Origin of the sequence: Enterobacter cloacae complex sp. 372C4, from assembly GCF_050030615.1 — a bacterium.
Taxonomy (GTDB): Bacteria; Pseudomonadota; Gammaproteobacteria; order Enterobacterales; family Enterobacteriaceae; genus Enterobacter; species Enterobacter intestinihominis.
The window spans coordinates 1,248,817-1,274,579 of the sequence record NZ_JBLGUQ010000001.1 but is presented as its reverse complement, the minus strand read 5'-3'; the positions used below and the strand labels follow the sequence as shown (position 1 = coordinate 1,274,579).

At 56.1% G+C, this 25,763-nt stretch carries 22 protein-coding genes, 1 other RNA gene and 1 pseudogene; 13 read left to right on the top strand and 11 right to left on the bottom strand.

The window, feature by feature from the left end; translation table 11 throughout:
* Window positions 1-63: 63 nt before the first annotated feature.
* From nagA to kbaZ, 6 genes are read right to left on the bottom strand one after another with little or no spacing between them, the layout of a single operon-like run.
* Window positions 64-1,197 (bottom strand): N-acetylglucosamine-6-phosphate deacetylase, encoded by a 1,134-nt coding sequence (nagA, locus tag ACQG11_RS06080; RefSeq protein WP_426728251.1) that lies wholly within the window; start codon window positions 1,195-1,197, stop codon window positions 64-66.
* Complete coding sequence (gene agaF / locus ACQG11_RS06075) at window positions 1,194-1,628, bottom strand: PTS galactosamine/N-acetylgalactosamine transporter subunit IIA (protein ID WP_426728250.1); 435 nt, start codon at window positions 1,626-1,628, stop codon at window positions 1,194-1,196. The genes nagA and agaF overlap by 4 nt, the downstream gene beginning before the upstream one ends.
* A gap of 16 nt (window positions 1,629-1,644) precedes the next feature.
* Window positions 1,645-2,523, bottom strand: a complete 879-nt coding sequence (gene agaE / locus ACQG11_RS06070; protein WP_022649494.1) for a PTS N-acetylgalactosamine transporter subunit IID — start codon at window positions 2,521-2,523, stop codon at window positions 1,645-1,647.
* Window positions 2,513-3,292 carry a PTS N-acetylgalactosamine transporter subunit IIC gene (gene agaW, locus ACQG11_RS06065; protein WP_426728249.1) on the bottom strand — a complete coding sequence of 260 codons (780 nt, stop codon included), beginning with the start codon at window positions 3,290-3,292 and terminating at the stop codon, window positions 2,513-2,515. Before agaW ends, agaE begins: the two co-directional genes overlap by 11 nt.
* A gap of 10 nt (window positions 3,293-3,302) precedes the next feature.
* Window positions 3,303-3,776: a PTS N-acetylgalactosamine transporter subunit IIB gene (gene agaV / locus ACQG11_RS06060; protein ID WP_003861728.1), complete on the bottom strand. Its 474-nt coding sequence runs from the start codon at window positions 3,774-3,776 to the stop codon at window positions 3,303-3,305.
* Between the two features lie 19 nt (window positions 3,777-3,795).
* Entirely contained in the window at window positions 3,796-5,103 is a 1,308-nt protein-coding gene (gene kbaZ, locus ACQG11_RS06055) for a tagatose-bisphosphate aldolase subunit KbaZ (RefSeq protein ID WP_063152496.1), read from the bottom strand.
* 239 nt (window positions 5,104-5,342) lie between these two features.
* Between kbaZ and ACQG11_RS06050 the strand changes: the two genes are divergently transcribed.
* Window positions 5,343-6,146 (top strand): DeoR family transcriptional regulator, encoded by an 804-nt coding sequence (locus tag ACQG11_RS06050; RefSeq protein ID WP_015571958.1) that lies wholly within the window; start codon window positions 5,343-5,345, stop codon window positions 6,144-6,146.
* Window positions 6,147-6,254: 108 nt separating this feature from the next.
* Here ACQG11_RS06050 and garD read toward each other — a convergent pair whose 3' ends face one another.
* Complete coding sequence (gene garD, locus ACQG11_RS06045; protein ID WP_048965679.1) at window positions 6,255-7,826, bottom strand: galactarate dehydratase; 1,572 nt, start codon at window positions 7,824-7,826, stop codon at window positions 6,255-6,257.
* Between the two features lie 367 nt (window positions 7,827-8,193).
* On the opposite strand from garD, the gene garL reads away from it, so the two are divergent.
* From garL to ACQG11_RS05990, 11 genes and pseudogenes are all read left to right on the top strand, one after another.
* Complete coding sequence (gene garL, locus ACQG11_RS06040) at window positions 8,194-8,964, top strand: 2-dehydro-3-deoxyglucarate aldolase (RefSeq protein WP_426728248.1); 771 nt, start codon at window positions 8,194-8,196, stop codon at window positions 8,962-8,964.
* 21 nt (window positions 8,965-8,985) lie between these two features.
* Window positions 8,986-9,876 (top strand): 2-hydroxy-3-oxopropionate reductase, encoded by an 891-nt coding sequence (garR, locus tag ACQG11_RS06035; RefSeq protein WP_022649490.1) that lies wholly within the window; start codon window positions 8,986-8,988, stop codon window positions 9,874-9,876.
* A gap of 56 nt (window positions 9,877-9,932) precedes the next feature.
* On the top strand, window positions 9,933-11,078 hold the full coding sequence (garK, locus tag ACQG11_RS06030) for a glycerate 2-kinase (protein WP_022649489.1): 1,146 nt from the start codon (window positions 9,933-9,935) through the stop codon (window positions 11,076-11,078).
* A gap of 32 nt (window positions 11,079-11,110) precedes the next feature.
* Window positions 11,111-11,487, top strand: an RNA gene (rnpB, locus tag ACQG11_RS06025) — RNase P RNA component class A.
* A gap of 665 nt (window positions 11,488-12,152) precedes the next feature.
* Complete coding sequence (tdcA, locus tag ACQG11_RS06020) at window positions 12,153-13,073, top strand: transcriptional regulator TdcA (protein WP_426728247.1); 921 nt, start codon at window positions 12,153-12,155, stop codon at window positions 13,071-13,073.
* 96 nt (window positions 13,074-13,169) lie between these two features.
* Window positions 13,170-14,159 (top strand): bifunctional threonine ammonia-lyase/L-serine ammonia-lyase TdcB, encoded by a 990-nt coding sequence (tdcB, locus tag ACQG11_RS06015; protein WP_023298701.1) that lies wholly within the window; start codon window positions 13,170-13,172, stop codon window positions 14,157-14,159.
* A 9-nt stretch (window positions 14,160-14,168) separates the two neighbouring features.
* On the top strand, window positions 14,169-15,500 hold the full coding sequence (gene tdcC, locus ACQG11_RS06010; RefSeq protein ID WP_426728246.1) for a threonine/serine transporter TdcC: 1,332 nt from the start codon (window positions 14,169-14,171) through the stop codon (window positions 15,498-15,500).
* Between the two features lie 30 nt (window positions 15,501-15,530).
* Window positions 15,531-16,739 (top strand): propionate kinase, encoded by a 1,209-nt coding sequence (gene tdcD / locus ACQG11_RS06005; protein WP_426728245.1) that lies wholly within the window; start codon window positions 15,531-15,533, stop codon window positions 16,737-16,739.
* 15 nt (window positions 16,740-16,754) lie between these two features.
* Window positions 16,755-19,048, top strand: a pseudogene (gene pflB / locus ACQG11_RS06000) (formate C-acetyltransferase).
* Between the two features lie 274 nt (window positions 19,049-19,322).
* Window positions 19,323-20,654: an amino acid permease gene (locus ACQG11_RS05995; RefSeq protein ID WP_022649483.1), complete on the top strand. Its 1,332-nt coding sequence runs from the start codon at window positions 19,323-19,325 to the stop codon at window positions 20,652-20,654.
* A 20-nt stretch (window positions 20,655-20,674) separates the two neighbouring features.
* Entirely contained in the window at window positions 20,675-21,976 is a 1,302-nt protein-coding gene (locus ACQG11_RS05990) for a serine dehydratase subunit alpha family protein (RefSeq protein WP_426728244.1), read from the top strand.
* A 101-nt stretch (window positions 21,977-22,077) separates the two neighbouring features.
* Here ACQG11_RS05990 and ACQG11_RS05985 read toward each other — a convergent pair whose 3' ends face one another.
* Window positions 22,078-22,779: a pirin family protein gene (locus tag ACQG11_RS05985; protein WP_171932332.1), complete on the bottom strand. Its 702-nt coding sequence runs from the start codon at window positions 22,777-22,779 to the stop codon at window positions 22,078-22,080.
* A 104-nt stretch (window positions 22,780-22,883) separates the two neighbouring features.
* On the opposite strand from ACQG11_RS05985, the gene yhaJ reads away from it, so the two are divergent.
* Window positions 22,884-23,786 (top strand): DNA-binding transcriptional regulator YhaJ, encoded by a 903-nt coding sequence (gene yhaJ / locus ACQG11_RS05980; RefSeq protein WP_022649480.1) that lies wholly within the window; start codon window positions 22,884-22,886, stop codon window positions 23,784-23,786.
* Between the two features lie 47 nt (window positions 23,787-23,833).
* Here yhaJ and ACQG11_RS05975 read toward each other — a convergent pair whose 3' ends face one another.
* The 3 genes from ACQG11_RS05975 to ACQG11_RS05965 form a co-directional block, all read right to left on the bottom strand.
* Window positions 23,834-24,199, bottom strand: coding sequence for a DUF805 domain-containing protein (locus ACQG11_RS05975; RefSeq protein ID WP_022649479.1), 366 nt, complete (start codon window positions 24,197-24,199; stop codon window positions 23,834-23,836).
* 106 nt (window positions 24,200-24,305) lie between these two features.
* A complete protein-coding gene (locus ACQG11_RS05970) occupies window positions 24,306-25,292 on the bottom strand; it encodes a glutathione S-transferase family protein (protein WP_048965768.1) in 987 nt (328 codons plus the stop codon).
* A gap of 72 nt (window positions 25,293-25,364) precedes the next feature.
* Window positions 25,365-25,757 (bottom strand): DoxX family protein, encoded by a 393-nt coding sequence (locus ACQG11_RS05965; protein WP_426728243.1) that lies wholly within the window; start codon window positions 25,755-25,757, stop codon window positions 25,365-25,367.
* Between the last annotated feature and the right edge of the window lie 6 nt (window positions 25,758-25,763).

Genomic DNA, 25,763 nt, shown 5'->3' with positions numbered 1-25,763 from the left:
GAAAGGAAAAGAAAGGCCTTACGATCGTCTTCCATAAGGCCAACAGGGCACACTGTGAAAGGGCTACAGGGAAAGAGCCTGACCCTGGATCCAAATCTGCCGGAGGTGTAAACCCGCATCCAGCGCAATAATATTGGCGCGTTTGCCCGGCGCTAACGATCCCAGCAGGTGATCCATACCGAGCAGACGGGCGGGATGCAGTGAAGCCATATGGATAGCTTGCTCTGGGGCGACCCCCGTATGCTCCACCATATTTCGCACGGCGGCATCCAGCGCGAGCGTGCTGCCCGCCAGCCCGCCTGAGGCCGTGCGGACAACGCCGCCCTGCATCTCGACACTTTCACCACACAACGTATAGCCCCCATCAGGCATACCCGCCGCCTGCATGGCATCGGTAATCAGCACCGTACGATCCTTCGCGCAGCAACAACACAGCCGCATGGCTCCAGGATGAACGTGATGCCCGTCGGCAATAAGCTCCAGCCACGCGCGTGGGTCCGTAAGGCCAGCGCCAACCATGCCGGGCTCCCGGTGGTGTAACCCCGTCATGCCGTTGTAGCAGTGCACCAGCCCGGCTGCGCCTGCATCAAATGCGGCCAAGGTTTGCGCGTATGTAGCGGCGCTGTGGCCCAGCATGACGCGTATCCCTTTTTGCTTGAGGTGATGGATCGCCTTCAGGGCTTCCGCTTTTTCCGGCGCAAGCGCCACTACCCGCAGCGTGTTCTGCGAAACCGCAATCAGATCATCAAGTTCCGCGAGATCCAGTTCGCGAAACAGTTCTTGCGGATGTGCCCCTTTGTTCTGCGGCGTAAAGTACGGGCCTTCCAGATAGCTGCCCAGGACCTGCGCACCGGGGCCACCGACATGACAGCGTCGGGCAATGCGCCGTAACGCGCTATGGATCGCCTCCAGCGGAGCGGTGACGGTGGTTGGCAGAAACGCCCCCACGCCTTCACGCGCTTTATGCATGGCTAACCGGTCCAGTACGTCGGGGGCATCATCCATCACATCCACACCCGCGCCGCCGTGGACGTGGATATCAATGTATGCCGGGCAAAGCAGGTCTGCCTCGCGGGTGTTAACCCCTGCCGGAATCGGCTCGATGGCGGTGATGACGCCTCTATCCATGCGCAGCTGATGGTCATCCAGCCAGCCCCGCCCGGTAAGCAGACGACGCGCGCGCAGCAGCTGGCTCATATCCCTTCCTCGGCGGGCGCTTCCTCGCGACAGCGTGCAAGCTCATCCACCAGGCTGGTCAGGCCGCGATGGCCGCACTCCAGCGCCTGCAAACGAAATGCTTCACTGCTTAACCCGTCGCGCTCCAGAACCATCTCCAGCAAAAGCTGGAGATTGGTGCCGGTGATCACTTCGCTGCCGGGGTGTTGCATCGCGAGGGTAGAGGCCACACGAAACGGCGTACCGCCGAGAAGATCGGTGAGAAACACGATATCGTGCTCTGCATCCAAATCATTCACTGCCTGCTCAAGCTGCGCGGTCAGCTGCGCAGTGGTGGAGCTTTCCGGAAAATCGATGGCTATAAACTGCGGCTGTTCGCCGAGGATTTGCTTCATCGCCTGTTCCAGCCCGCTGGCAAAACCGCCATGACCCGTCAAAATAATGCCTAACATCGCAACCTCTTTGCTTTTACAGGAAGTGACAGAATTTACCGACAACGCCCAGCACCACGGTGATACCAATCAGGCGCAGCGGGCTCCAGCCACGGCGTACCAGCCAGAACATGGTCAGGGTGTAGACCAGCGGCAGAAAGGCGGGCATCAGTTTGTCGATCACGTCGGTTTGCAGTTTGACGACCGCATCCCCGGCTTTAATCTCAAGTGTGGTATTCAGGCGCACATAGGTTGCCACCAGCGCACCAATCACCGTCATCCCGACAATGGACGCAGCATGACCAACCTTTTTGGTATTGGCCTTGATCAGCGGGATCGCGGCGACCCCCATCCGATAGGCGTAGTGCGCCAGACCAAAACGCAGGCCGAGATGTACCACGTTAAACAGCACGATAAAGACCACGGCGCCAAGAATGGATCCCTGTAGCGCCAGGCTGGCGCCAATCCCCCCGCAAATAGGCAGCAGGGTTAGCCAGAACATGGCGTCACCAATGCCACCGAGCGGTGCACCGACGGCAATTTTAGTGCTCTGGATGCTGTTCACATCCTGCTTGGAACGCTCCATTGCCAGAATAATGCCGATGACGAAGGTCACCAGGAACGGGTGGGTGTTAAAGAAGCCCATATGGCCTTTCATGGCGCGCGCCAGGTCGCGCTTATTGGTGTGGATCTTTTTCAGCGCGGGCAGTAGCCCATACAGCCAGCCGGAGGCCTGCATTCGCTCGTAGTTGAACGAGGCCTGTAGCAGCATGGAACGCCAGGCGACACGGTTAATATCCTTTTTCGTTAGCTCAGCGCCAATACTCTGGTCTTCGTAGACGTTTTCATTCACGCCGGTCAGCAGCGTCTCTTCACTTTCAGACACGCCCGGCAGGGTGGTTGGATTAGATGCCATCTTCAAATTCCTCTTTCTGGGCCGCAGGCGCCGTCGGTTCAGGCGATTTGCGCAGCAGGTCGATCAGCGCCATCGCCAGCGCAGCCGCGGCAATCGCCAGCACCGGGAGTTTCAGCCAGGCCGCGGCGACAAAGCCGACAATGAAGTAAGGGATGTAAACGTTTTTCATCATGATCTTCAGCAGCACGGCGAAGCCGATCGCTGGCATGATGCCGCCCGCGACGCCGAGACCGTCGATCAGACGTTCCGGCAGCACGTCAATGGCGGTTTTCGCATGTTCAGCCCCGAAGTAGATGGGCAGAAACGCGCACAGGAAGTAGAAGACGCCGAGCGCCAGCAGTGCCAGATAGTTGACCCGTTCAATACCACGGGTGTCTGCGTTAGCCGCCATGCGATCGCAGCGGGACATCACGCCGGACATCACCGAGAAGAGGAAAGTGATCCCCATCTGAACCGCCACGGCAAACGGCACGGCGACCCCAACGGCGACATCCGGCTTCACGCCTGTGGTAATGGCAAATGTGGTGCCAACGATGGTGCCGATAATCACGTTTGGCGGCTGCGCGCCCGCCAGCGGCGCGAGTCCCATCCAGACCAGTTCTAACGTACCGCCGGTCAGAATTCCGGTGTGCAAATCGCCCAGAATCAGGCCAACCAGTGGCCCGAGCACCACTGGACGGTGCATGTGTGTTAAGCCGTTAAACATATCCAGGCCCGCGATAAAGGCGAGAAGCCCCAGCGCGAAAGCCTGCAACAGACTGATTTCCATTGTGAATCCCTCAGAGCAGTTTAAAGAGATCCAAAGCAGTCTCTGTTGGAACGCCCTGAACGAAGCATTCCACTCCGGCCGCCTTCAGGCCGTTAAACGCGGCGATATCGTTCGCGTCTACAGATACCGTTTTGGCAATTTGCTGTTTGCCACTGGCGTAATGCATATTTCCGACGTTGATACGGGTGATGGGCACGCCGCCCTCGACCAGCGTTAAAAAATCAGCCGGTGTTTTACAGACCAGCAGAATTTTCTGCCGATCGGCGGCGCGATGAATGTTGTCGATCACTTTTTGCAGGGACCAGAAACGCACGGCGATGCCTTCCGCAAGCACCATCTCCATCAGGTTTTGCTGAACCGGATCGTCTGCAACCTCGTCATTTGCCACCAGCACCAGGTTCGCCCCCGCAAACCCCACCCACTGTACGCCCACCTGACCGTGGATCAGGCGTTCATCAATGCGGCATAAGACAATGTTTGGCATAGCGTTTTCCTCTTTTTAATTATGCGTGTTGAGTCGTTACGCCTTCGCAGGCGGCATGGTACTGCTGGAGTATGTCCTGAATGTGGTCGAGAATGAGCTCCCGTGGTGTGGACCTGAGAGCACCCTCGCGAACTTTGCTGTACTGCAACGGCAGATACTGGCTGATCAGCGGCAGCGGGATCGGTTCATCCGCCAGGTTGCGTACCAGTCGCTCAAAAGCCTCGTCAATCTGGCTGTCTGGCCAGTAATAGCGCACGCGGTCGGAATAGCTGTAACCGCGGGCCAGGCGACGGGCATTGCCGTCGCCGTGATAGTGGCTTTGCCAGTATTCCGGGCGATCGAGCATCACGTTTTCCAGGACGTGACGCAGTCCTGAGCAGGCTTTTGCCGGCAAAAGCTCTTCTTCAATTGCAGCCAGTGAGAACAGCGCTTCGCGCAGCGCGAAGGTTAGCGCAGGGCCGACTTTCAGAATGGCGAAGTGATCTTTCACCAACTGGCGCAGCGCCTGCGGCGTCTGGTAATCGGTAGAGTGTGCTTCAAATACGAGCGTGTCGTAGGCTTCAACCATCTTGCTCAGTGCGACGGCTTTATGCGGTTGATAGTCACAAACGTGCGCATGGTCGAACTCAACGCCAGGCTGAACCACCAGGCCAATAATGCGCGGCCAGATGTCGCTTAACCCTTCCTTCTCGAATGCGTGGCGGTGTGCCTCAAGCGTGGCACGTGCCGCCTCTGGTGTGGTGACCTCAAGCTCGGTCAGCGTTTCGTGTGCCCCACCGGGAACCGGAACTTCCGTGCCGATAACGTAGACCAGATCCGCTACGCCAAATTGCTCGAGACAGGTGGTTTCGGCAATTTTAGCCAGCCGAGCGGCACGCCCGGCAACGATTGCATCGGTTAAAGGAACCGGATCGTCTTCGCAGGACATGCTGCAATCGAGGTGAATTTTTTTAAATCCGGCCGCCACGTAGCTTCTGATCAGATCGTCGGCGTTCGCCATCGCCTGTAAAGCTGGCAGGTTTTGCCAGCGGTTAGGACCTAAATGATCGCCGCCAAGGATCAGCTGTGAGGTGGGGAAACCGAGGGATCCTGCCAGCTTGCAGACAAACCCATAAAAATCGGCGGGCGTCATACCGGTATAGCCGCCAAACTGATCCACCTGGTTTGAGGTGGCTTCAATCAGCAGAGGCGTCTGTTGTGAATGGGCGTAACGAATTGCAGCTTCAAGTACCAATGGATGTGCGGAACAGACGGCGTAAATCCCGTTTGTATTCCCCCGTTTATGTTGTTCCACCATTTCTGTCAGATGTTTCACTTTCCTCTCCATTTCGGATGGTGTTGGTATTCATCTTTCGTTTTGTTTCATTTGATACTGCATTATGGTGGGGTAAAAATAAAACGAAAGATAATAGTTTTCCGATCTGTTTCACAAAAGAAACATAATGAAAGGTTTCAGCGGCGGTTAAGCTTGCGTCTGCTCACCATACAGGGCTTGCATTCCCTCAAAAGAAAGGCGTTAATAAGCAAAACGAAATGAAACGAAAGTTTATTTACTAAGGAGCTCGTATGAGCAGCACCGATTCATCCGCAGAGAAGCGCATCACCGGCACCAGTGAAAGGCGAGAGCAGATCATTCAGCGGTTGCGGGCGCAGGGAAGCGTGCAGGTTAACGATCTTTCTCTTTTATACGGCGTGTCGACGGTGACGATCCGTAACGATCTGGCCTTTCTGGAAAAGCAGGGGATTGCCGTTCGCGCTTACGGCGGCGCGCTGATTTGCGAAGGCAATGCCCCCGGCGTGGAGCCGTCCGTTGAGGACAAAAGTTCCCTTAATACGGCTGTGAAGCGCAGCATCGCGCAGGCGGCGGCTGAACTGGTGAAGCCGGGTCACCGCATTATTCTGGACTCCGGCACCACGACCTTTGAAATTGCTCGCATGCTGCGCCAGCATACCGATGTTATTGCCATGACCAACGGGATGAACGTGGCAAACGCGCTGCTGGAAGCGGAGGGCGTAGAGCTGCTGATGACCGGCGGGCACTTGCGCCGTCAGTCGCAGTCCTTCTATGGTGACCAGGCGGAGCAGTCCTTACAGAATTACCATTTTGACCTGCTGTTCCTGGGCGTCGATGCCATCGATCTCGATCGGGGGGTGAGTACGCACAACGAGGATGAAGCCCGTCTGAACCGGAAAATGTGCGAGGTGGCGGAGCGTATTATCGTTGTCACTGATTCCAGCAAGTTTAACCGTTCAAGCCTGCATAAAATCATTGATACTCAGCGGATCGACATGATTATCGTTGATGAAGGTATTCCGGCGGAAAGCCTGGAAGGGTTACGCAAAAGCGGGATCGATGTGGTGCTGGTCTAAAGAGGCTTTTCCCCCTCACCCTAACCCTCTCCCCATAGGGGAGAGGGGACTGCTCGGTGCGGTTTTTTTACCCTCTCCCCGGTGGGGAGAGGACAGGGTGAGGGGCCATCACGTCACCGGCGCCGGGTTAAACACCGCCAGCGAGTTATGCAATCCCCATTGATCGGAGAAGGTTTTCTTCCGTCCGCTTGCCACATCCAGAATGAAGTGGAACAGCTTCCAGCCCACCTCTTCAATACTCTCTTCCCCGGTGGCGATGGTGCCCGCGTTGATATCCATTAAGTCATACCAGCGGTTTGCCAGCTCGGTGCGGGTCGCCATTTTGATCACCGGTACCGCCATCAGGCCGTACGGCGTGCCGCGTCCGGTGGTAAAGACCTGTACCGTAATGCCGGATGCCACCTGCTGGGTGCCGCACACGAAATCACTGGCAGGCGTTGCCGCGTAGATCAGACCGCGTTTGGTTGGTCGCTGGCCAGGTGAGAGCACTTCCACAATCGCGCTCTGGCCGGATTTGGCAATCGACCCGAGGGCCTTTTCCACCACGTTTGCCAGGCCGCCTTTCTTGTTACCCGGCGACGGGTTGGCGCTGCGGTCGGTTTTGCCCATGTCGAGATAGTTATCGTACCAGGCCATCTCCTCCAGCAGGCGTTTGCCCACCTCTTCGTTGACGGCGCGCGGCGTGAGCAGGTGGATAGCATCACGCACTTCGGTGACTTCGGAGAACATCACCGTGGCGCCGCAGCGCACGAACAGATCGGAGGCATAACCTACCGCCGGGTTAGCGGTGACGCCGGAAAACGCATCGCTGCCGCCACACTGTGTCCCAACCACCAGTTCAGAGGCCGGGCAGGTTTCACGCTGGCGTTTGTTCAGCTTCTCCAGATGGCGCTCTGCCACCTGTAAAATGTCGTCGACCATCGATCTGAAGCCGACATGGTGTTCATCCTGAAGACGCACAATACTGGCCTCGTCAACCGGAATGGCTTTCACATCCTCAGTACCCTGCAACAGGCGTTCTGGCTGCAATTTTTCACAGCCGAGGCCAATCACCATCACCTCGCCGCCAAAGTTCGGGTTAAGGGCGATATTGTGGATCGTGCGGATCGGCACGACCGCTGCGGGCGCGTTGATCGCCACGCCGCAGCCGTACAGGTGGTTAAGCCCCACCACGCCGTCAACGTTGGGGTATTTCGGCAGCAGATCGCGCTCAATAATTTTCACCACGTAATCCACGACACCCGCCACGCAATGCACGCTGGTGGTGATGCCAAGCAGGTTTTTGGTTCCCACGCCGCCATCCGCGTTGCGGTAACCTTCGAAGGTATAACCCTCCAGCGGAGGTAACGGCTCAGGGACGCGGGTAGCCAGCGGCAACGTCTCCAGCGGCGGGGCGGTGGGCAGCTCAACCAGCGACTCCTCAATCCAGCTACCCTGCGGGATAGCGCGCACCGCATAGCCGATGACTTCGCCGTAGCGCACGATTTCGCCCTGCGCCGGGATATCGACCAGTGCGACTTTATGCCCCTGCGGAATGTGCTCAATCAGCTCCAGCCCGTCCGGGAACCGGGTACCCGCTTTTAAGCCATTGTCGTTGACAATAATCGCCACGTTATCGGTATCGTGCACTTTTATATAGAACGCCGTCGGTGCCGCCTGTCGAATTTCAATATCGGCCATTGTTCACTCATCTCCAGCAAAATATCTGATACTAAATATAGCCAGATGGTTAATCGTTTCTTATTGAGGAAATAAAGAATGTCAGGAGAGGAAAAGTGAGAATGTGATCGCGATCGCTCCCGAAACACTAATCGTTGATTCTGTGCATCAGCGCCCACTGCATTGGGCAAATGCTCAAAATAGCGTGCTAACCCCGTTGGATAATTGAGCATTGAGACAATGTGCTACCGGGTGGTGACGATTATACTGAATGACGATTTTATAACGCCAAAATTCAGTCAGGAAAATAAATATAACGCTGACGCTGAGTCGGAATAAATAAGAAAAGCTACTGGCTAAAACTGCGGAATTAAAAAAGGTATACGTAATGAGTAACGACATCTTCCCGAATAAATTTAAAGCGGCCCTTGCGGCGCATCAGATTCAGATTGGCTGCTGGTCTGCGCTGGCCAACCCCATCAGCACCGAAGTGCTGGGCCTGGCCGGATTCGACTGGCTGGTGCTGGACGGCGAACATGCGCCAAACGATATCAACACGTTTATTCCGCAGCTGATGGCGCTGAAAGGCGGCCACAGCGCGCCGGTGGTGCGTGTACCTACCAACGAGCCGGTGATCATCAAGCGTCTGCTGGATATCGGCTTCTACAACTTCCTGATCCCGTTTGTTGAAACGGAAGAAGAAGCGGTGCTGGCCGTAGCTGCCACCCGCTATCCGCCGGAAGGGATCCGCGGCGTGTCTGTCTCGCACCGCGCCAACATGTTTGGCACCGTGCCGGACTATTTCGCCCAGTCCAACAAGAACATCACCATTCTGGTTCAGATCGAGAGCCAGCAGGGGGTCGATAACGTCGACGCCATTGCCGCGACCGAAGGTGTCGACGGTATTTTCGTCGGCCCGAGCGATCTGGCGGCCGCCTTTGGTCATCTGGGCAACGCCAGCCACCCGGACGTGCAGCGGGCAATCCAGCACATTTTTGCCCGTGCCAAAGCGCACGGTAAACCGTGTGGCATTCTGGCGCCGGTGGAAGCCGATGCCCGCCGCTACCTGGAGTGGGGCGCAACGTTTGTCGCCGTCGGCAGCGACCTCGGCGTATTCCGCGCCGCCACGCAGAAATTAGCAGACGCTTTTAAAAAATAACCATCATTGAGGAAACAGATTATGACGCTGAAAGTGGGTTTTATTGGCCTGGGTATCATGGGCAAACCAATGAGCAAAAACCTCATCAAAGCAGGTTACTCACTGGTGGTTTTAGATCGTAATTCAGACGCGGTGGCAGAAGTGATTGCGGCTGGCGCAGAAACGGCGACAACTGCAAAAGCGATCGCCGAGCAGTGCGATGTCATTATCACCATGCTGCCAAACTCCCCGCACGTGAAAGAGGTGGCGCTGGGTGAGAACGGCATTATCGACGGCGCGAAGCCGGGTCTGGTGGTGATCGACATGAGTTCTATCGCGCCGCTGGCGAGCCGCGAAATCAGTGAGGCGCTGAAAGCGAAAGGCGTGGAGATGCTGGATGCGCCGGTCAGCGGCGGCGAACCGAAAGCCATCGACGGTACTCTGTCGGTGATGGTGGGGGGCGATAAAGCCGTGTTCGACAAATACTACGACCTGATGAAAGCCATGGCTGGCTCCGTGGTGCATACCGGTGAAATTGGCGCAGGCAACGTCACCAAGCTGGCAAACCAGGTGATTGTGGCGTTGAACATCGCGGCCATGTCCGAAGCACTGACGCTGGCCACCAAAGCGGGCGTTAATCCGGATCTGGTCTATCAGGCCATTCGCGGTGGTCTGGCGGGCAGCACCGTGCTGGATGCCAAGGCACCGATGGTGATGGATCGTAACTTCAAGCCGGGCTTCCGCATCGATCTGCACATTAAAGATCTGGCGAATGCGCTGGATACCTCCCACGGCGTGGGCGCGCAGTTGCCGCTGACTGCCGCCGTCATGGAGATGATGCAGGCGCTGCGTGCGGACGGTCTGGGCACCGCCGATCACAGCGCGTTAGCGTGCTATTACGAAAAGCTGGCGAAGGTTGAAATTGCTCGCTAATGACGTCCCGCCCGGTGGCGTTACGCTTACCGGGCCTACGGCTCAGGCATACAACTATGAAAATCGTAATCGCGCCAGACTCTTATAAAGAAAGCCTGTCTGCCACTGAGGTGGCGCAGGCGATAGAAAAAGGATTTCGGGAAATTTTCCCCGACGCTCATTACGTGTCTGTTCCCGTTGCTGACGGCGGAGAAGGTACGGTTGAAGCGATGATCGCCGCGACGCAGGGCACCTGGCAGCAGGCTGTCGTCACCGGCCCGTTAGGGGAAAAGGTGAAGGCCAGCTGGGGGATCTCGGGCGACGGTACCACCGCGTTTATCGAGATGGCCGCCGCCAGCGGCCTGGTACTTGTTCCTCCCGCGCAGCGTAACCCGCTGGTCACGACGTCGCGCGGGACGGGGGAGCTGATCCTCCGCGCGCTGGATAAAGGCGCGCGCAACATCATTATCGGTATCGGCGGGAGCGCAACCAACGATGGGGGCGCGGGTATGATGCAGGCGCTGGGCGCAAGGTTTACGGATGCGAACGGGACGGAGATCGGCTACGGCGGCGGCAGCCTGATGGCGCTGAACCGTATTGATATTTCTGATCTTGATCCGCGTCTTCAGGGGTGCGCAATCCGCGTCGCCTGTGACGTGACGAATCCGCTGGTCGGTGAAAGCGGCGCGTCGCGTATCTTTGGCCCGCAAAAAGGCGCCACGGAGGAGATGATCCTCGAACTCGACGCCAGTCTTAGCCACTACGCCAACGTGATCAAAAAATCGCTGCGCATTGACGTCAACCCGGTTCCGGGGGCAGGAGCGGCGGGCGGCATGGGCGCGGCGCTGATGGCCTTCCTGGGCGCTGAGCTGAAAAGCGGCATTGAGATTGTCACTCAGGCGCTCAATCTTGAAGAACATATTCACGACTGCACGTGGGTGCTGACGGGAGAAGGGCGCATCGACAGCCAGAGCATTAATGGCAAAGTGCCCGTCGGCGTGGCGAGCGTCGCCAAAAAATACCATAAGCCGGTGATAGGGATTGCCGGAAGTCTGACGCAGGATGTGGGTGTGGTGCATCAGTACGGCATCGACGCGGTGTTCAGCGTATTGACCCGCATCGGTTCACTGGAAGAGGCGTTCCAGGGAGCGTACGACAACATTTACCGCGCCTCGCGCAATATCGCGGCCACATTGCAGGTAGGCATGCGTAGCCAGGGGTGACAGCGGCGCGCAAACCCTCTATACTGCGCGCCGAAGCTGACCAGACAGTCGCCGCTTCGTCGTCGTCCCTTTCGGGGGAGACGGGCGGAGGGGAGGAAAGTCCGGGCTCCACAGGGCAGGGTGCCAGGTAACGCCTGGGGGGGAAACCCACGACCAGTGCAACAGAGAGCAAACCGCCGATGGCCCGCGTAAGCGGGATCAGGTAAGGGTGAAAGGGTGCGGTAAGAGCGCACCGCGCGGCTGGTAACAGTCCGTGGCACGGTAAACTCCACCCGGAGCAAGGCCAAATAGGGGTTCACATGGTACGGCCCGTACTGAACCCGGGTAGGCTGCTTGAGCCAGTGAGCGATTGCTGGCCTAGATGAATGACTGTCCACGACAGAACCCGGCTTATCGGTCAGCTTCAACTTCTTACGAAACCCCGCTTCGGCGGGGTTTTTGTTTTCTGAAGGTTGCATGCCGGGTCAGCGAAACGCCATCAATTCTCAATTTTGCGACGCTAAGCACATTTAACTATTTTACCGACTATGCGTTCCTTTCATCTGCTGCGCATGATCGTAATCACAAAATTTAACGCTATAAAATTAGAAAATTTTGGTGTTGAACAGATGTTGTGAATGTTGAATCAGTGATGCTGAATGTTATTCATTTGATAATTTAATATTGAATCTAAAAACATTCTTCTGGTGAATGTGTGATATATCCCACTCTTTGACCGGAAGCTGAGAAAATATTCCTGGTAAAGTTGATAAACCACAAAAATGTTTTAAAAGAATAATGATGGTTTATTAACCTTTAATTGCCTGAAAGATAGTCTTTATTAATATTTTTAAGGCAAAAAAATTCATGCTGGTTATTGCCATAAAATAAATTTATTACCGCGGATTTTGTTGATCAATATCAGCGTAATTGCGTATTTTTAGCCATCTAACTGTTTGAATAATAAGATTATAAATCGATTTTAAATGTGATTGTAAAAAGGGCGTCCTGGCAAATTGTGAGTAACAGCACATACCCCCTGAAACAATATTGGGTAGAATCTGCTGCGTCATAGGGAAATAAGCGCAGAATATTATGAATACTATTATTCTACCGAAAACACAGCACCTCGTGGTATTTCAGGAAGTCATCAAAAGTGGCTCTATAGGTTCTGCTGCAAGACAACTGGGGCTGACGCAACCTGCCGTCAGCAAAATCATCAGCGACATCGAATCTTACTTTGGGGTGGAAGTGATGGTGCGTAAAAACACCGGCGTAAAACTCACTGCCGCCGGTCAGGTGCTGCTGTCCTACGCTGAGTCGATCACCCGCGAAATGAAAAACATGGTGAGCGAGATCAACAGCCTCAGTTTCAGTACCGTCATGGACGTCTCCTTCGGCTATCCGTCGCTGATTGGCTTCACCTTCCTGTCCGGGATGATCAAAAAATTCAAGGAAGTGTTCCCGAAGGCGCGCGTCTCAATGTATGAAGCGCAGCTCTCTTCATTCCTGCCCGCCACTCGCGATGGCCGGCTGGATTTCGCCATCGGCACGCTGAGCGACGGGATGTTGCTCCAGGATCTTCACGTTGAGCCACTCTTTGAATCTGAGTTTGTGCTGGTGGCGAGTAAATCACGAACGTGCACCGGCCCGACCAGACTGGCATCGCTCACGCACGAGCAGTGGGTGATGCCGCAAACCGATATGGGCTACTACAATGAACTCCTGACCACCCTGCAAGATAACCACATCAGCATTGAAAACATCGTCCAGACCGATTCCGTCGTCACCATCTATAACCTTGTTCTCAATGCCGATTACCTGACGGTGATCCCCCGTGACATGATTGCGCCATTCGGCTCGGACCAGTTTATTGTCCTGCCGGTGGAAGATGCATTACCTGTGGCGCGTTATGCTGCCGTGTGGTCAAAAAATTACAGTATTAAAAAATCGGCGTCAGTATTAGTTGAACTGGCAAAACAATATTCGTCGATGAATATCGAAAAACGACGATAGAAATAATGATGATTTAAAATACCCGGAGCGACGATTTTTAACGCTCTGATACCCTGACTTTGCCTGAAAACAATGAATTATTATAACGAGGATATTATGCACATTACTTACGATCTCCCGGTGACCATTGACGATATTCAGGACGCCAGAAAAAGACTGGCGGGAAAGATCTATAAAACCGGTATGCCGCGCTCAAATTATCTGAGCGAACGGTGTAAGGGTGAGATATTCCTGAAATTTGAAAATATGCAGCGTACCGGTTCGTTTAAAATACGTGGGGCGTTTAATAAATTAAGCTCGCTGACCGATGCGGAAAAACGCAAGGGCGTGGTTGCCTGTTCCGCAGGGAACCACGCGCAGGGGGTGTCGCTCTCCTGCGCCATGCTCGGCATCGACGGCAAAGTGGTAATGCCTATGGGCGCGCCGAAATCCAAGGTGGCCGCCACGCGCGACTACTCCGCCGAAGTGGTGCTGCACGGCGAGAACTTTAACGACACTATCGCCAAAGTGAGCGAAATCGTCGAGATGGAAGGGCGCATATTTATCCCGCCTTACGACGATCCGAAAGTGATCGCCGGTCAGGGCACCATCGGCCTGGAAATCCTCGAAGATTTATACGACGTGGATAACGTGATTGTTCCCATCGGCGGTGGTGGTTTAATTGCCGGTATTGCGACAGCAATTAAATCCATCAACCCAACTATCAATATTATCGGCGTGCAGTCTGAAAACGTGCACGGAATGGCGGCGTCGTATCAGACCGGTGAAATAACGAACCACCGCATTACCGGCACATTAGCGGACGGCTGCGACGTGTCTCGCCCGGGTAATTTAACCTTCGAAATCGTTCGTGAACTGGTTGACGACATTGTGCTGGTCAGCGAAGACGAGATTCGCAACAGCATGATCGCGCTTATTCAGCGAAATAAAGTGGTTACGGAAGGTGCTGGCGCGCTGGCGTGCGCGGCGTTATTAAGCGGCAAGCTGGACCACTATATTCAGGGCCGAAAAACCGTCTGCATTATTTCCGGCGGCAATATTGATCTCTCCCGTGTTTCCCAAATTACCGGCTTCGTTGACGCATAAAGGTGACCTATGAGCAACACAGAAAGCATTATCGTTGGCCAGACAAAAACGTCCACCTGGCGTAAATCGGATACCACCTGGACGCTCGGCCTGTTTGGTACCGCCATTGGCGCAGGCGTGCTGTTCTTCCCTATCCGTGCAGGCTTTGGCGGCCTGATCCCTATCCTGCTGATGCTGGTACTCGCGTTCCCGATTGCGTTTTACTGCCACCGCGCGCTGGCGCGTCTGTGTTTGTCCGGCAGTAACGTCTCCGGCAACATCACCGAAACGGTGGAGGAGCATTTTGGTAAGACCGGCGGGGTGGTGATCACCTTCCTCTACTTCTTTGCTATTTGCCCGCTGCTGTGGATTTACGGCGTCACCATTACCAACACCTTTATGACCTTCTGGGAAAACCAGCTCCAGATGCCTGCCCTGAACCGCGGCGTGGTAGCGCTGTTCCTGCTGCTGCTGATGGCCTTTGTGATCTGGTTCGGTAAAGACCTGATGGTGAAGGTGATGAGCTACCTGGTGTTCCCGTTCATCGCCAGCCTGGTGCTGATTTCTCTCTCGCTGATCCCGTACTGGAACTCAGCGGTGATCGACCAGGTTAACCTGAGCGATATTGCCTTCAGCGGTCATGACGGCATTCTTGTCACGGTGTGGCTGGGGATTTCCATTATGGTCTTCTCCTTCAACTTCTCGCCTATCGTCTCCTCGTTTGTGGTCTCCAAGCGCGAAGAGTACGAGCCGGAGTTTGGTAAAGAATTCACCGAGCAGAAATGTTCCAAAATCATCGGTCGCGCCAGCCTGCTGATGGTGGCGGTGGTGATGTTCTTCGCCTTTAGCTGCCTGTTTACGCTCTCTCCGCAGAACATGGCGGACGCCAAAGCGCAGAACATTCCGGTGCTCTCTTACCTGGCGAACCACTTTGCGTCGATGTCAGGCAGTAAATCCACGTTCGCCACGGTGCTGGAGTACGGCGCGTCCATCATCGCGCTGGTCGCTATCTTTAAATCCTTCTTCGGTCACTACCTGGGCACGCTGGAGGGGCTGAACGGCCTGATCGTTAAGTTCGGCTACAAGGGCGACAAGAAGAACGTCTCCGTGGGCAAGCTGAACACCATCAGCATGGTCTTCATCATGGGCTCCACCTGGATTGTGGCCTATGCCAACCCGAACATTCTGGACCTTATTGAAGCCATGGGCGCGCCAATTATCGCCTCTCTGCTGTGCCTGCTGCCGATGTACGCCATCCGCAAAGCACCGGCGCTGGCGAAATACAAAGGCCGGACCGAGAACATCTTCGTAACCGTGGTCGGCCTGCTGACCATTCTGAACATCGTGTACAAACTGTTTTAAACCAAAGCTCAGGAAGAGCGGAGCCATACCATGATTGAGTTTCCGGTAGTACTGGTCATTAACTGCGGATCGTCCTCTGTTAAGTTTTCGGTGCTGGACGCCGCAGGCTGCGATGCCCTGCTGACGGGCATTGCGGACGGCATCAACACAGAAAAAGCCTTTATTTCCGTGAATGGGGGTGAGCCAGTCAGACTGGCTCATCAGGACTACGAAGGGGCGCTGGCCGCCATCGCCCTGGAGCTGGAGAAGCGCGACCTGATGGGCAGCGTGGCTTTGATTGGCCATCGCATTGCCCACGGCGGCAATCTCTTCAGCGAGTCGACCCTGATCACGGAAGAGGTGATGGAACAGATCCGCCAGGTCTCCCCGCTGGCGCCGCTGCATAACTACGCTAACCTGAGCGGCGTGGAAGCCGCAGAGCGACTCTTCCCCGGGGTGCAGCATGTGGCGGTATTTGATACCAGCTTCCACCAGACCATGGCGCCGCAGGCGTATCTGTACGGCTTGCCGTACCGCTATTTTGAAGAGCTGGGCGTGCGCCGCTACGGCTTCCACGGCACCTCTCACCGCTACGTGGCGGCGCAGGCGCACGCGCTTCTCGGGCTCTCCGCCGAAGACAGCGGCCTGGTGATTGCCCATCTCGGCAACGGGGCGTCCATTTGCGCGGTGCGTAACGGCGTAAGCGTGGACACGTCCATGGGGATGACGCCGCTTGAAGGACTGGTGATGGGCACGCGCTGTGGCGACGTAGATTTTGGCGCGATGGCGTGGATTGCCCGGCAGACCGGCCAGACGTTCGAGGATCTGGAGCGCGTGGTCAATAAAGAGTCCGGGTTGCTGGGGCTCTCCGGCATCTCCTCCGATTTGCGCGTGCTGGAGAAAGCCTGGCATGACGGCAACGAGCGGGCGCGGCTGGCGATAAAGACCTTTGTCCACCGCATAGCGCGGCATATCGCCGGTCATGCCGCGTCCCTGCACCGTCTGGATGGCGTGGTGTTTACCGGCGGGATCGGTGAGAACTCTGTGCTCATACGCGCGCTGGTGGTGGAGCACCTGAAGGTGTTAGGCATCATCCTCGACGAGTCCAAAAATGCCCTGCCGGGCAGCGCGGGTGAGCGCGTGATCTCCACCGAGTCGTCACGCGCGGCCTGCGCGGTGATCCCTACCAATGAAGAAAAAATGATCGCGCTGGATGCCCTCCGTCTTGGGAAGGTCACCCCGGCTGCGGCTTACGCCTGATAAAGCGAGAATCTGATGAAAGTAACAATCGATACGGGCGTCGCGCCTTACAGCGACGCATGGGCCGGGTTTTGCGGTGAAGAATGGAAAAACGCCGTTAACGTGCGCGATTTTATTCAGCATAACTACACCCCTTATGAAGGCGATGAAGCTTTCCTCGCGCAGGCGACGCCAGCAACGACGGCGCTGTGGCAGAAGGTGATGGTCGGCATTCGCCAGGAGAATGCCACCCACGCTCCGGTGGATTTTGACACCAACATCGCCACCACCATTACCGCGCACGGGCCGGGCTATATTGACCAGGAGCTGGAGACGATCGTCGGCTTGCAAACCGACAAGCCGCTCAAGCGGGCCCTGCATCCGTACGGCGGGATCAATATGATCCGCAGCTCGTTCGAAGCCTACGGTCGCGAGATGGATCCGCAGTTTGAATATCTCTTCACCGATCTGCGTAAAACCCACAACCAGGGCGTGTTTGACGTTTACTCCCCGGAGATGATGCGCTGCCGAAAATCCGGCGTGCTCACCGGTTTGCCTGACGGCTACGGGCGTGGACGCATCATCGGCGACTACCGCCGCGTGGCGCTATACGGCATCAGCTATCTGGTGCGCGAGCGTGAACTTCAGTTCGCCGATCTCCAGGGGAAACTGGAGCGCGGAGACGATCTGGAGGCCACGATCCGCCTGCGCGAGGAGCTGGCGGAGCATAAACGTGCGTTGCTCCAGATCCAGCAGATGGCGGCGAACTATGGCTTTGATATTTCACGTCCGGCGATGAATGCGCAGGAAGCGGTGCAGTGGGTCTACTTTGCCTACCTTGCCGCAGTGAAATCCCAAAACGGCGGGGCGATGTCGCTGGGGCGCACGGCCTCGTTCCTCGATATCTACATTGAACGCGACATGCAGGCAGGAAGGCTGAACGAGGTGCAGGCCCAGGAGCTGATCGACCACTTCATCATGAAGATCCGCATGGTGCGCTTCCTGCGCACGCCGGAGTTCGACACGCTCTTCTCCGGCGATCCGATCTGGGCCACGGAAGTGATCGGCGGCATGGGGCTGGATGGGCGCACGCTGGTGACCAAAAACAGCTTCCGCTATCTGCATACCCTGCACACCATGGGGCCTGCGCCGGAGCCAAACCTGACGATCCTCTGGTCCGAACAGCTGCCGATCGCGTTCAAGAAATACGCCGCGCAGGTCTCGATCGTCACCTCCTCGCTGCAATACGAGAACGACGATCTGATGCGTGCCGACTTCAACAGCGACGACTACGCCATTGCCTGCTGCGTCAGTCCGATGGTGATCGGCAAGCAGATGCAGTTCTTCGGCGCAGCGCCAACCTGGCGAAAACGCTGCTGTACGCGATTAACGGCGGGGTGGATGAGAAGCTGAAGATCCAGGTGGGGCCGAAAACCGAGCCGCTGCTGGATGAGGTACTGGATTACGACACCGTAATGGCGAGCCTCGATCACTTCATGGACTGGCTGGCAGTGCAGTACATCAGTGCGCTGAATCTCATTCACTACATGCATGATAAATACAGCTACGAAGCCTCGCTGATGGCGCTGCACGACCGGGACGTTTACCGCACCATGGCCTGTGGCATTGCCGGGCTGTCGGTGGCGGCGGATTCCCTGTCGGCCATCAAGTATGCCACGGTAAAACCGGTGCGCGACCACACCGGTCTGGCGGTCGATTTCGTCATCGAAGGCGACTATCCGCAATACGGCAACAACGACGATCGCGTGGACAGTATCGCCTGCGATCTGGTTGAGCGCTTTATGAAGAAAATCCAGGCGCTGCCGACGTACCGCAACGCCGTGCCGACGCAGTCGATCCTGACCATCACCTCCAATGTGGTTTACGGGCAGAAGACCGGCAACACGCCGGACGGACGTCGCGGCGGTACACCGTTTGCGCCTGGTGCCAACCCGATGCACGGGCGCGACAGAAAAGGGGCGGTGGCGTCGTTGACCTCGGTCGCCAAGCTGCCGTTCACCTATGCCAAAGACGGGATCTCCTACACCTTCTCCATCGTGCCGCAGGCACTGGGCAAGGACGAGCTGGTGCGCAAAACCAACCTTGTCGGGCTGCTGGACGGGTACTTCCACCACGAAGCGACCATTGAGGGCGGGCAGCACCTGAACGTCAACGTGATGAACCGGGAGATGCTGCTGGATGCCATCGCCCATCCGGAGAACTATCCGAACCTGACGATCCGCGTTTCAGGCTATGCGGTGCGGTTTAACGCTCTGACCCGCGAGCAGCAGCAGGACGTGATTTCGAGGACGTTTACGCAGGCGATCTAACACAGGCTCCATCTTCAGCCTCCTCAGATGAGGAGGCTTTTAATTTTGTGAACACCGTCAATTTTAGAAAACTCGCTCTCTTTTCTGCTATCCCGAAGTAATATTTTCCTCTCGCCTAAGGAAATCCCTATAAAAGTTGTGACTTTTTTCTCCCGCGCTCCGGATATGATCTCCCCATACCAATAACTCACACCTGCACCCTCTGACTCGCAATCGCTGGCGATCGGAACCTTATAAAAACAAATCGTTACCCTACAAAATAAGCGAGTGCCCTATGAATATGGCAACAAACAGCAGTGTGATTGTGAGTGATTCCCCTGCGGCAAGGCGGGCGGGAATGAGCGAAAGCGAATGGCGAGAGGCGATTAAATTCGACAGCACCGATACGGGCTGGGTCATCATGAGTATTGGGATGGCTATCGGCGCGGGCATTGTTTTTCTTCCGGTGCAGGTTGGATTAATGGGGCTATGGGTATTTTTACTCTCGTCGATAATTGGTTATCCGGCCATGTACCTGTTCCAGCGCCTGTTTATTAATACGCTGGCGGAATCACCGGAATGTAAAGACTATCCGAGCGTTATTAGCGGATATTTAGGCAAAAACTGGGGCATCTTGTTGGGTGCACTTTATTTCGTGATGCTGGTGATCTGGATGTTTGTCTATTCGACGGCCATTACCAACGACAGCGCATCCTATTTACACACCTTCGGCGTAACCGACGGTTTGCTCTCGGAAAATCCGTTCTACGGCTTATTCCTGATCTGCATTCTGGTCGCCATTTCGTCGCGCGGTGAAAAGCTGCTGTTTAAAGTCTCCAGCCTGATGGTGCTGACCAAATTATTTGTGGTAGCGGCGCTGGGGCTTTCGATGATTGGCCTCTGGCATTTAGCCAACGTCGGCATGCTGCCGCCAATGGGGCTCCTGATTAAAAACGCCATTATTACGCTGCCTTTCACCTTAACCTCCATTCTGTTTATTCAGACATTAAGCCCGATGGTGATTTCCTATCGTTCAAGGGAAAAATCCGTTGAGGTGGCGCGTCATAAAGCGCTGCGGGCAATGAATATCGCCTTTGGCGTGCTGTTTGTGACGGTCTTTTTCTACGCTGTCTCCTTCACCCTGGCGATGGGGCACGACGAGGCGGTAAAAGCCTACGAGCAGAATATTTCCGCCCTGGCAATCGCAGCACAGTTTATCAGCGGTGACGGCGCGGGCTGGGTCAAAATCGTCAGCGTAATCCTCAATATTTTCGCTGTGATGACCGCGTTCTTTGGCGTCTATCTCGGCTTTCGTGAGGCGACGCAGGGCATTGTGATGAACATCCTGCGCCGCAAAATGCCGGCGGAGAAAATCAATGAAAATGCCGTCCAGCGCGGGATTATGCTGTTCGCCATCCTGCTGGCCTGGAGCGCGATTGTGTTAAACGCGCCGGTGCTGAGCTTCACTTCCATCTGTAGCCCTATTTTCGGGATGGTGGGCTGCTTAATTCCGGCGTGGCTGGTCTACAAAGTGCCCGCACTTCATAAATATAAAGGCGTATCGCTGGTGATTATTGTGATTACCGGGCTGCTGCTTTGTGTTTCTCCTTTCCTCGCCTTCTCATGAGGTTAAATAAGGTCGTAACGATGTCTGAGCAAATTAATCCTTTATGGAACCATTTTATTCGCGCGGTGCAGGAAGAGGTAAAGCCTGCGCTGGGCTGTACCGAACCCGTCTCGCTGGCGCTGGCGTGCGCGATGGCTGCCGGACAGCTTGACAGTGAGGTGACGCGTATCGAGGCTTGGGTATCGCCGAACCTGATGAAAAACGGGCTTGGCGTAACGGTGCCCGGTACCGGTATGGTCGGTTTACCCATCGCGGCCGCGCTGGGGGCGACAGGCGGTAATGCACACGCCGGGCTGGAGGTGTTGAAAGACGCGTCGTCCGAGGCGCTAACGCGCGCCAAAGCACTGCTGAACGCGGGTCTGGTGCAGGTAAAATTGCAGGAGCCGTGCGATGAGATCCTCTATTCACGTGCCTGCGTTTACGTCGGTGAATCCTCGGCGATGGTGACCATCGCCGGCGGGCACACCCGTGTGGTGGAGATGGTGTGTCAGGGCGAAACGCGCTTCAGGCTTGACGATAATCAGAGCCAGAACAGCGACGATCCGCTGGAGGTGCTCTCGACCACCACGCTGTCGCAGATCCTTGAGTTTGTGGAACAGGTGCCGTTCGACGCGATCCGCTTTATCCTCGATGCGGGACGGCTGAACGATGCGCTCTCCCGGGAAGGTTTACGTGGCAACTGGGGGCTGCATATTGGTGCGACGCTCAATAAACAGCGCACACGCGGATGGATGGCGCAGGATCTGGGTTCAGACATTGTTATCCGCACCAGCGCAGCTTCGGATGCCCGCATGGGGGGCGCGACGCTGCCGGCGATGAGCAACTCGGGTTCCGGAAATCAGGGCATCACCGCCACCATGCCGGTGGTGGTGGTGGCTGAGCACGTTCAGGCCGATGACGAACGGCTGGCGCGGGCGCTGATGCTCTCGCACCTGTCGGCGATCTATATCCATTACCAGCTTCCGCGCTTGTCCGCGCTGTGTGCGGCGACAACGGCCGGAATGGGGGCTGCGGCGGGGATGGCGTGGCTGATGGGCGGATCTTACCAGACTATTGCCATGGCGATCGGCAGTATGATCGGCGACGTCAGCGGGATGATCTGTGACGGGGCGTCTAACAGTTGCGCAATGAAGGTCTCGACCAGCGTCACCAGCGCCTGGAAAGCCGTGATGATGGCGCTGGATGATACTGCCGTGACGGGCAACGAGGGGATTGTGGCCCACGACGTGGAGCAGTCGATCGCGAACCTGTGCGCGCTGGCGTGCCGCTCGATGCAGGCAACGGACCGGCAGATTATTGAGATTATGGCGAGTAAGGTGTAAAAATTTCCCCTCACCCCAACCCCTCTCCCCATAGGGGCGAGGGCTCGATCGTTCCCTCTCCCCTTTGGGGAGAGGGCTAGGGTGAGGGGCGAGTCTGTTCTTTAAACCGGCAAATCAATCAGCAGCGCGCGCAGCGGCGTATCCGCCACCAGGGTGATATTCGCTTCATCACGAATAAACGCGCCGTCGCCGCAGGTGAGCGCCTCTTTCTCTTCCGCGTGCGTCACCGCATGCACCGTTCCGTGAATGGACTGCAGATAGGCGCGCGGGCCATGAAGCTGGAAGCTTGCCTGTTCACCTTTTTTCAGTTCGATATGGTGCAGCCACACCTGCTGGCGTAACTGCAGGCTGCCTTTGCTGCCGTCTGGCGAGGCAATCAGCTGCTGTTTATCGCCCTTCAGATCGATTTTTTGCACCAGCGGATTTTCCCGCTCCGGACAGGCATCCAGCCACAGCTGCATGCGGGTCAGCGTTTTGTCTTTGCTGAGGTTATGCTCGCTATAGCTAATACCCGGCTGCGTGGAAATTAACAGCGCCTCGCCAGCCTTCGCCTGGATATGATTGCCCTCGCTATCGCGGTATTCTGCTTCGCCTTCCAGGATCAGGTTCAGGATATCGACTTTCGGGTACGTGCGCGGCTGGAAGGACGCGCCCGGGGCGAGCACTTCCTGGTTCAATACGCGCAGTGAAGCGTAACCGAGAAGTTTAGGGTCAAAGTAGTGTCCAAAGGAAAAGGTGTAGCGGGCCTGCAACCAACCGAAATCGGCTTGTCCGCACTGTTTCGCTGTTCTTGTCGTAATCATAAACTTGACCTCTCTTTACACTAAATCAATGGTAAAGGTATGGACGCTGCATTGTTAGCCAGATATTCTGCCCGGTATGTTCAAATTTCCTGAATGAGAACGAGATGGCTAAAGAGAGAGCATTGACGCTTGAGGCGCTTCGCGTCATGGACGCGATTGACAGGCGCGGCAGTTTTGCCGCGGCGGCAGATGAACTGGGGCGCGTTCCGTCTGCGCTGAGCTATACCATGCAAAAGCTGGAGGAGGAGCTGGATGTTGTGCTCTTCGATCGCTCCGGCCATCGAACAAAATTCACCAACGTTGGGCGGATGCTGCTGGAGCGCGGCCGCGTATTGCTGGAAGCGGCGGATAAACTGACGACCGATGCCGAAGCGCTGGCCCGCGGCTGGGAAACCCATCTGACGTTAGTGACCGAAGCGCTGGTGCCCACCGAGGCGCTGTTCCCGCTGGTGGACAGACTGGCCGCGAAAGCCAATACCCAGCTGTCGATCATCACCGAGGTACTGGCCGGGGCGTGGGAGCGTCTTGAGACGGGCAGGGCGGATATCGTCATTGCGCCGGATATGCATTTCCGCTCATCGTCAGAAATTAACTCGCGCAAACTGTACAGCGTGATGAACGTCTACGTCGCTGCGCCGGGTCACCCGATCCATCAGGAGCCGGAACCGCTCTCTGAGGTCACGCGCGTGAAATACCGCGGCGTGGCGGTGGCGGATACCGCGCGCGAGCGCCCGGTGTTAACGGTGCAGTTGCTGGATAAACAGCCGCGTCTGACGGTGACGTCGCTGGAAGATAAGCGTCAGGCGCTGCTGGCGGGGCTGGGCGTGGCGACCATGCCGTATCCGTTCGTCGAAAAGGACATTGCAGAGGGACGGCTGCGCGTTGTCAGCCCGGAATACACCAGCGAAGTGGATATTATTATGGCGTGGCGTCGTGACAGCATGGGCGAAGCCAAATCATGGTGTTTACGCGAAATTCCGAAGCTTTTCACGCAATATAATAAATAAAATCGCAATTTGTAGGCCCGGTAAGCGAAGCGCCACCGGGCTTTTTTTTATGCGCAGATCTTCGGATCCGGACCAAAGCGGTTTTCTCCCGGCGTTCCGCTCTGACAGTTGAAAATCAAAATCACGATCCAGCCGATAAGCGGGATCAACAGCAACAGCAGCCACCACGCCGAACGATCGGTGTCGTGAAGACGACGAAACAGTACGGCCCATGAAGGCAGCAGAACCAACACACCATAAATGGTGGTGAGAATGCCTTCGCCCCCCTCGCGTTCCCAGCCGAGGATTTTGTCCACAATACCCAGCACCATAATCAGGACGAAGTTCACCAGAACGAACATCCAGTACTCTTTACGGCGGGCACGGCCACCAAATCCAACGTAGTTGCGCAGTACTTTTAAATACCAGTCCATTTTTCCTTGCCTCTTAGTCAGTCAATCACTTGTTTTCTAAGCGATCGAGGTAAGGATAGATGTATGCCGTGAATTAAAAAAGGGAATCAATTGATTCCCTAAATAATTATCCGAAACGCACGTCGCGCCCGTGTGGTTCATCCAGGTCCTGCCACGGGCCAATGGAGATAATGCCCGTTGGGTTGATGGTCTTATGACTGCGGAAATAGTGGGTGCGAATATGGTCAAAATTGACCGTCTCCGCAATCCCCGGCATCTGATAGATGTCGCGCAGGAAACCGTGCAGGTTCAGGTAATCACTGATGCGATGCTTGTCGCACTTGAAGTGGGTGACATATACCGGATCAAAGCGGATCAGCGTCGTCCACAGGCGGATGTCTGCTTCGGTGAGGCGATCGCCCGTTAAATAACGATGCTGGCCGAGGATCTGCTCCAGGCGCTCCAGGGATCCAAACACGTTGCCGACCGCTTCGTCGTACGCTTCCTGACTGGTGGCAAAGCCCGCTTTGTAGACGCCGTTGTTAACGTTGTCGTAGATCCAGCCGTTCAGCTCGTCAATTTTCTCGCGCAGCTCAACCGGGTAGTAATCCCCGGCGCGGGCACCGTGCGCGTCAAACGCGGTATTGAACATGCGAATGATTTCAGCGGATTCATTGCTGACGATCGTCTGGTTTTTCTTGTCCCACAGCACAGGCACCGTTACGCGTCCGGTGTAGTGCGGATCGGCGCGCAGATAGAGCTGATACAGGAAATCGTGATGATAAAGCTCATCACCCGTCGCGGCCGGGAAGTCACTGTCGAACGTCCAGCCGTTTTCCAGCATCAGCGGGTTGACCACCGAAACCGGAATTAGCGATTCGAGACCTTTAAGTTTGCGCACAATCAGCGTACGGTGCGCCCACGGACAGGCGAGAGAAACATACAGATGATAACGATCTTTCTCCGCCGCAAAGCCCCCTTCGCCACTCGGGCCGGGTGCGCCGTCGGCGGTCAGCCAGTTACGGAAGGCCGAAACAGAGCGCTTAAAGCGTCCACCGGTGGATTTGGTGTCATACCAGATATCCTGCCAGACGCCGTCTACGAGTTGTCCCATTTTTTACTCCTCCGTCAGATAGCAAAAGCGAGGAGATGTCTCCTCGCTTTGAATTTAATCAGTATAGCGTGCTTACCACTTCTTATTCAGAAGACGGTCGATGCTGTAGGCGCCCGGACCCGTGATAGCCAGCAGCAGGAAGCCACCCGCGATGGTCAGGTTTTTCATAAACATCAGGGAGTTCACGCCTTCCGTAAAGTTGCTGTGGAAGATGAACGCGGTCAGCAGGGTAAAGCCTGCGGTGAACAGCGCCGTGGTGCGGGTCAGGAAACCGAACAGCACTGCCAGGCCGCCGCCGAACTCAAGCAGGATGGTCAGTGGCAGCAGGAAACCCGGTACGCCCATCGCTTCCATATACTGCTGAGTGCCCGCATAGCCGGTAATTTTGCCCCAGCCTGCGGTGATGAACAGCACAGGCATCAGAATACGCGCTACCAATACACCAACATCTTCTAATTTTTTCATTTTACT

Excerpts from the sequence above, each read along its gene's own strand:
- nagA (WP_426728251.1), bottom strand. The coding sequence starts at position 1,197 with ATGAGCCAGCTGCTGCGCGCGCGTCGTCTGCTTACCGGGCGGGGCTGG.
- agaF (WP_426728250.1), bottom strand. The coding sequence starts at position 1,628 with ATGTTAGGCATTATTTTGACGGGTCATGGCGGTTTTGCCAGCGGGCTG.
- agaE (WP_022649494.1), bottom strand. The coding sequence starts at position 2,523 with ATGGCATCTAATCCAACCACCCTGCCGGGCGTGTCTGAAAGTGAAGAG.
- agaW (WP_426728249.1), bottom strand. The coding sequence starts at position 3,292 with ATGGAAATCAGTCTGTTGCAGGCTTTCGCGCTGGGGCTTCTCGCCTTT.
- agaV (WP_003861728.1), bottom strand. The coding sequence starts at position 3,776 with ATGCCAAACATTGTCTTATGCCGCATTGATGAACGCCTGATCCACGGT.
- kbaZ (WP_063152496.1), bottom strand. The coding sequence starts at position 5,103 with ATGGAGAGGAAAGTGAAACATCTGACAGAAATGGTGGAACAACATAAA.
- ACQG11_RS06050 (WP_015571958.1), top strand. The coding sequence starts at position 5,343 with ATGAGCAGCACCGATTCATCCGCAGAGAAGCGCATCACCGGCACCAGT.
- garD (WP_048965679.1), bottom strand. The coding sequence starts at position 7,826 with ATGGCCGATATTGAAATTCGACAGGCGGCACCGACGGCGTTCTATATA.
- garL (WP_426728248.1), top strand. The coding sequence starts at position 8,194 with ATGAGTAACGACATCTTCCCGAATAAATTTAAAGCGGCCCTTGCGGCG.
- garR (WP_022649490.1), top strand. The coding sequence starts at position 8,986 with ATGACGCTGAAAGTGGGTTTTATTGGCCTGGGTATCATGGGCAAACCA.
- garK (WP_022649489.1), top strand. The coding sequence starts at position 9,933 with ATGAAAATCGTAATCGCGCCAGACTCTTATAAAGAAAGCCTGTCTGCC.
- tdcA (WP_426728247.1), top strand. The coding sequence starts at position 12,153 with ATGAATACTATTATTCTACCGAAAACACAGCACCTCGTGGTATTTCAG.
- tdcB (WP_023298701.1), top strand. The coding sequence starts at position 13,170 with ATGCACATTACTTACGATCTCCCGGTGACCATTGACGATATTCAGGAC.
- tdcC (WP_426728246.1), top strand. The coding sequence starts at position 14,169 with ATGAGCAACACAGAAAGCATTATCGTTGGCCAGACAAAAACGTCCACC.
- tdcD (WP_426728245.1), top strand. The coding sequence starts at position 15,531 with ATGATTGAGTTTCCGGTAGTACTGGTCATTAACTGCGGATCGTCCTCT.
- ACQG11_RS05995 (WP_022649483.1), top strand. The coding sequence starts at position 19,323 with ATGAATATGGCAACAAACAGCAGTGTGATTGTGAGTGATTCCCCTGCG.
- ACQG11_RS05990 (WP_426728244.1), top strand. The coding sequence starts at position 20,675 with ATGTCTGAGCAAATTAATCCTTTATGGAACCATTTTATTCGCGCGGTG.
- ACQG11_RS05985 (WP_171932332.1), bottom strand. The coding sequence starts at position 22,779 with ATGATTACGACAAGAACAGCGAAACAGTGCGGACAAGCCGATTTCGGT.
- yhaJ (WP_022649480.1), top strand. The coding sequence starts at position 22,884 with ATGGCTAAAGAGAGAGCATTGACGCTTGAGGCGCTTCGCGTCATGGAC.
- ACQG11_RS05975 (WP_022649479.1), bottom strand. The coding sequence starts at position 24,199 with ATGGACTGGTATTTAAAAGTACTGCGCAACTACGTTGGATTTGGTGGC.
- ACQG11_RS05970 (WP_048965768.1), bottom strand. The coding sequence starts at position 25,292 with ATGGGACAACTCGTAGACGGCGTCTGGCAGGATATCTGGTATGACACC.
- ACQG11_RS05965 (WP_426728243.1), bottom strand. The coding sequence starts at position 25,757 with ATGAAAAAATTAGAAGATGTTGGTGTATTGGTAGCGCGTATTCTGATG.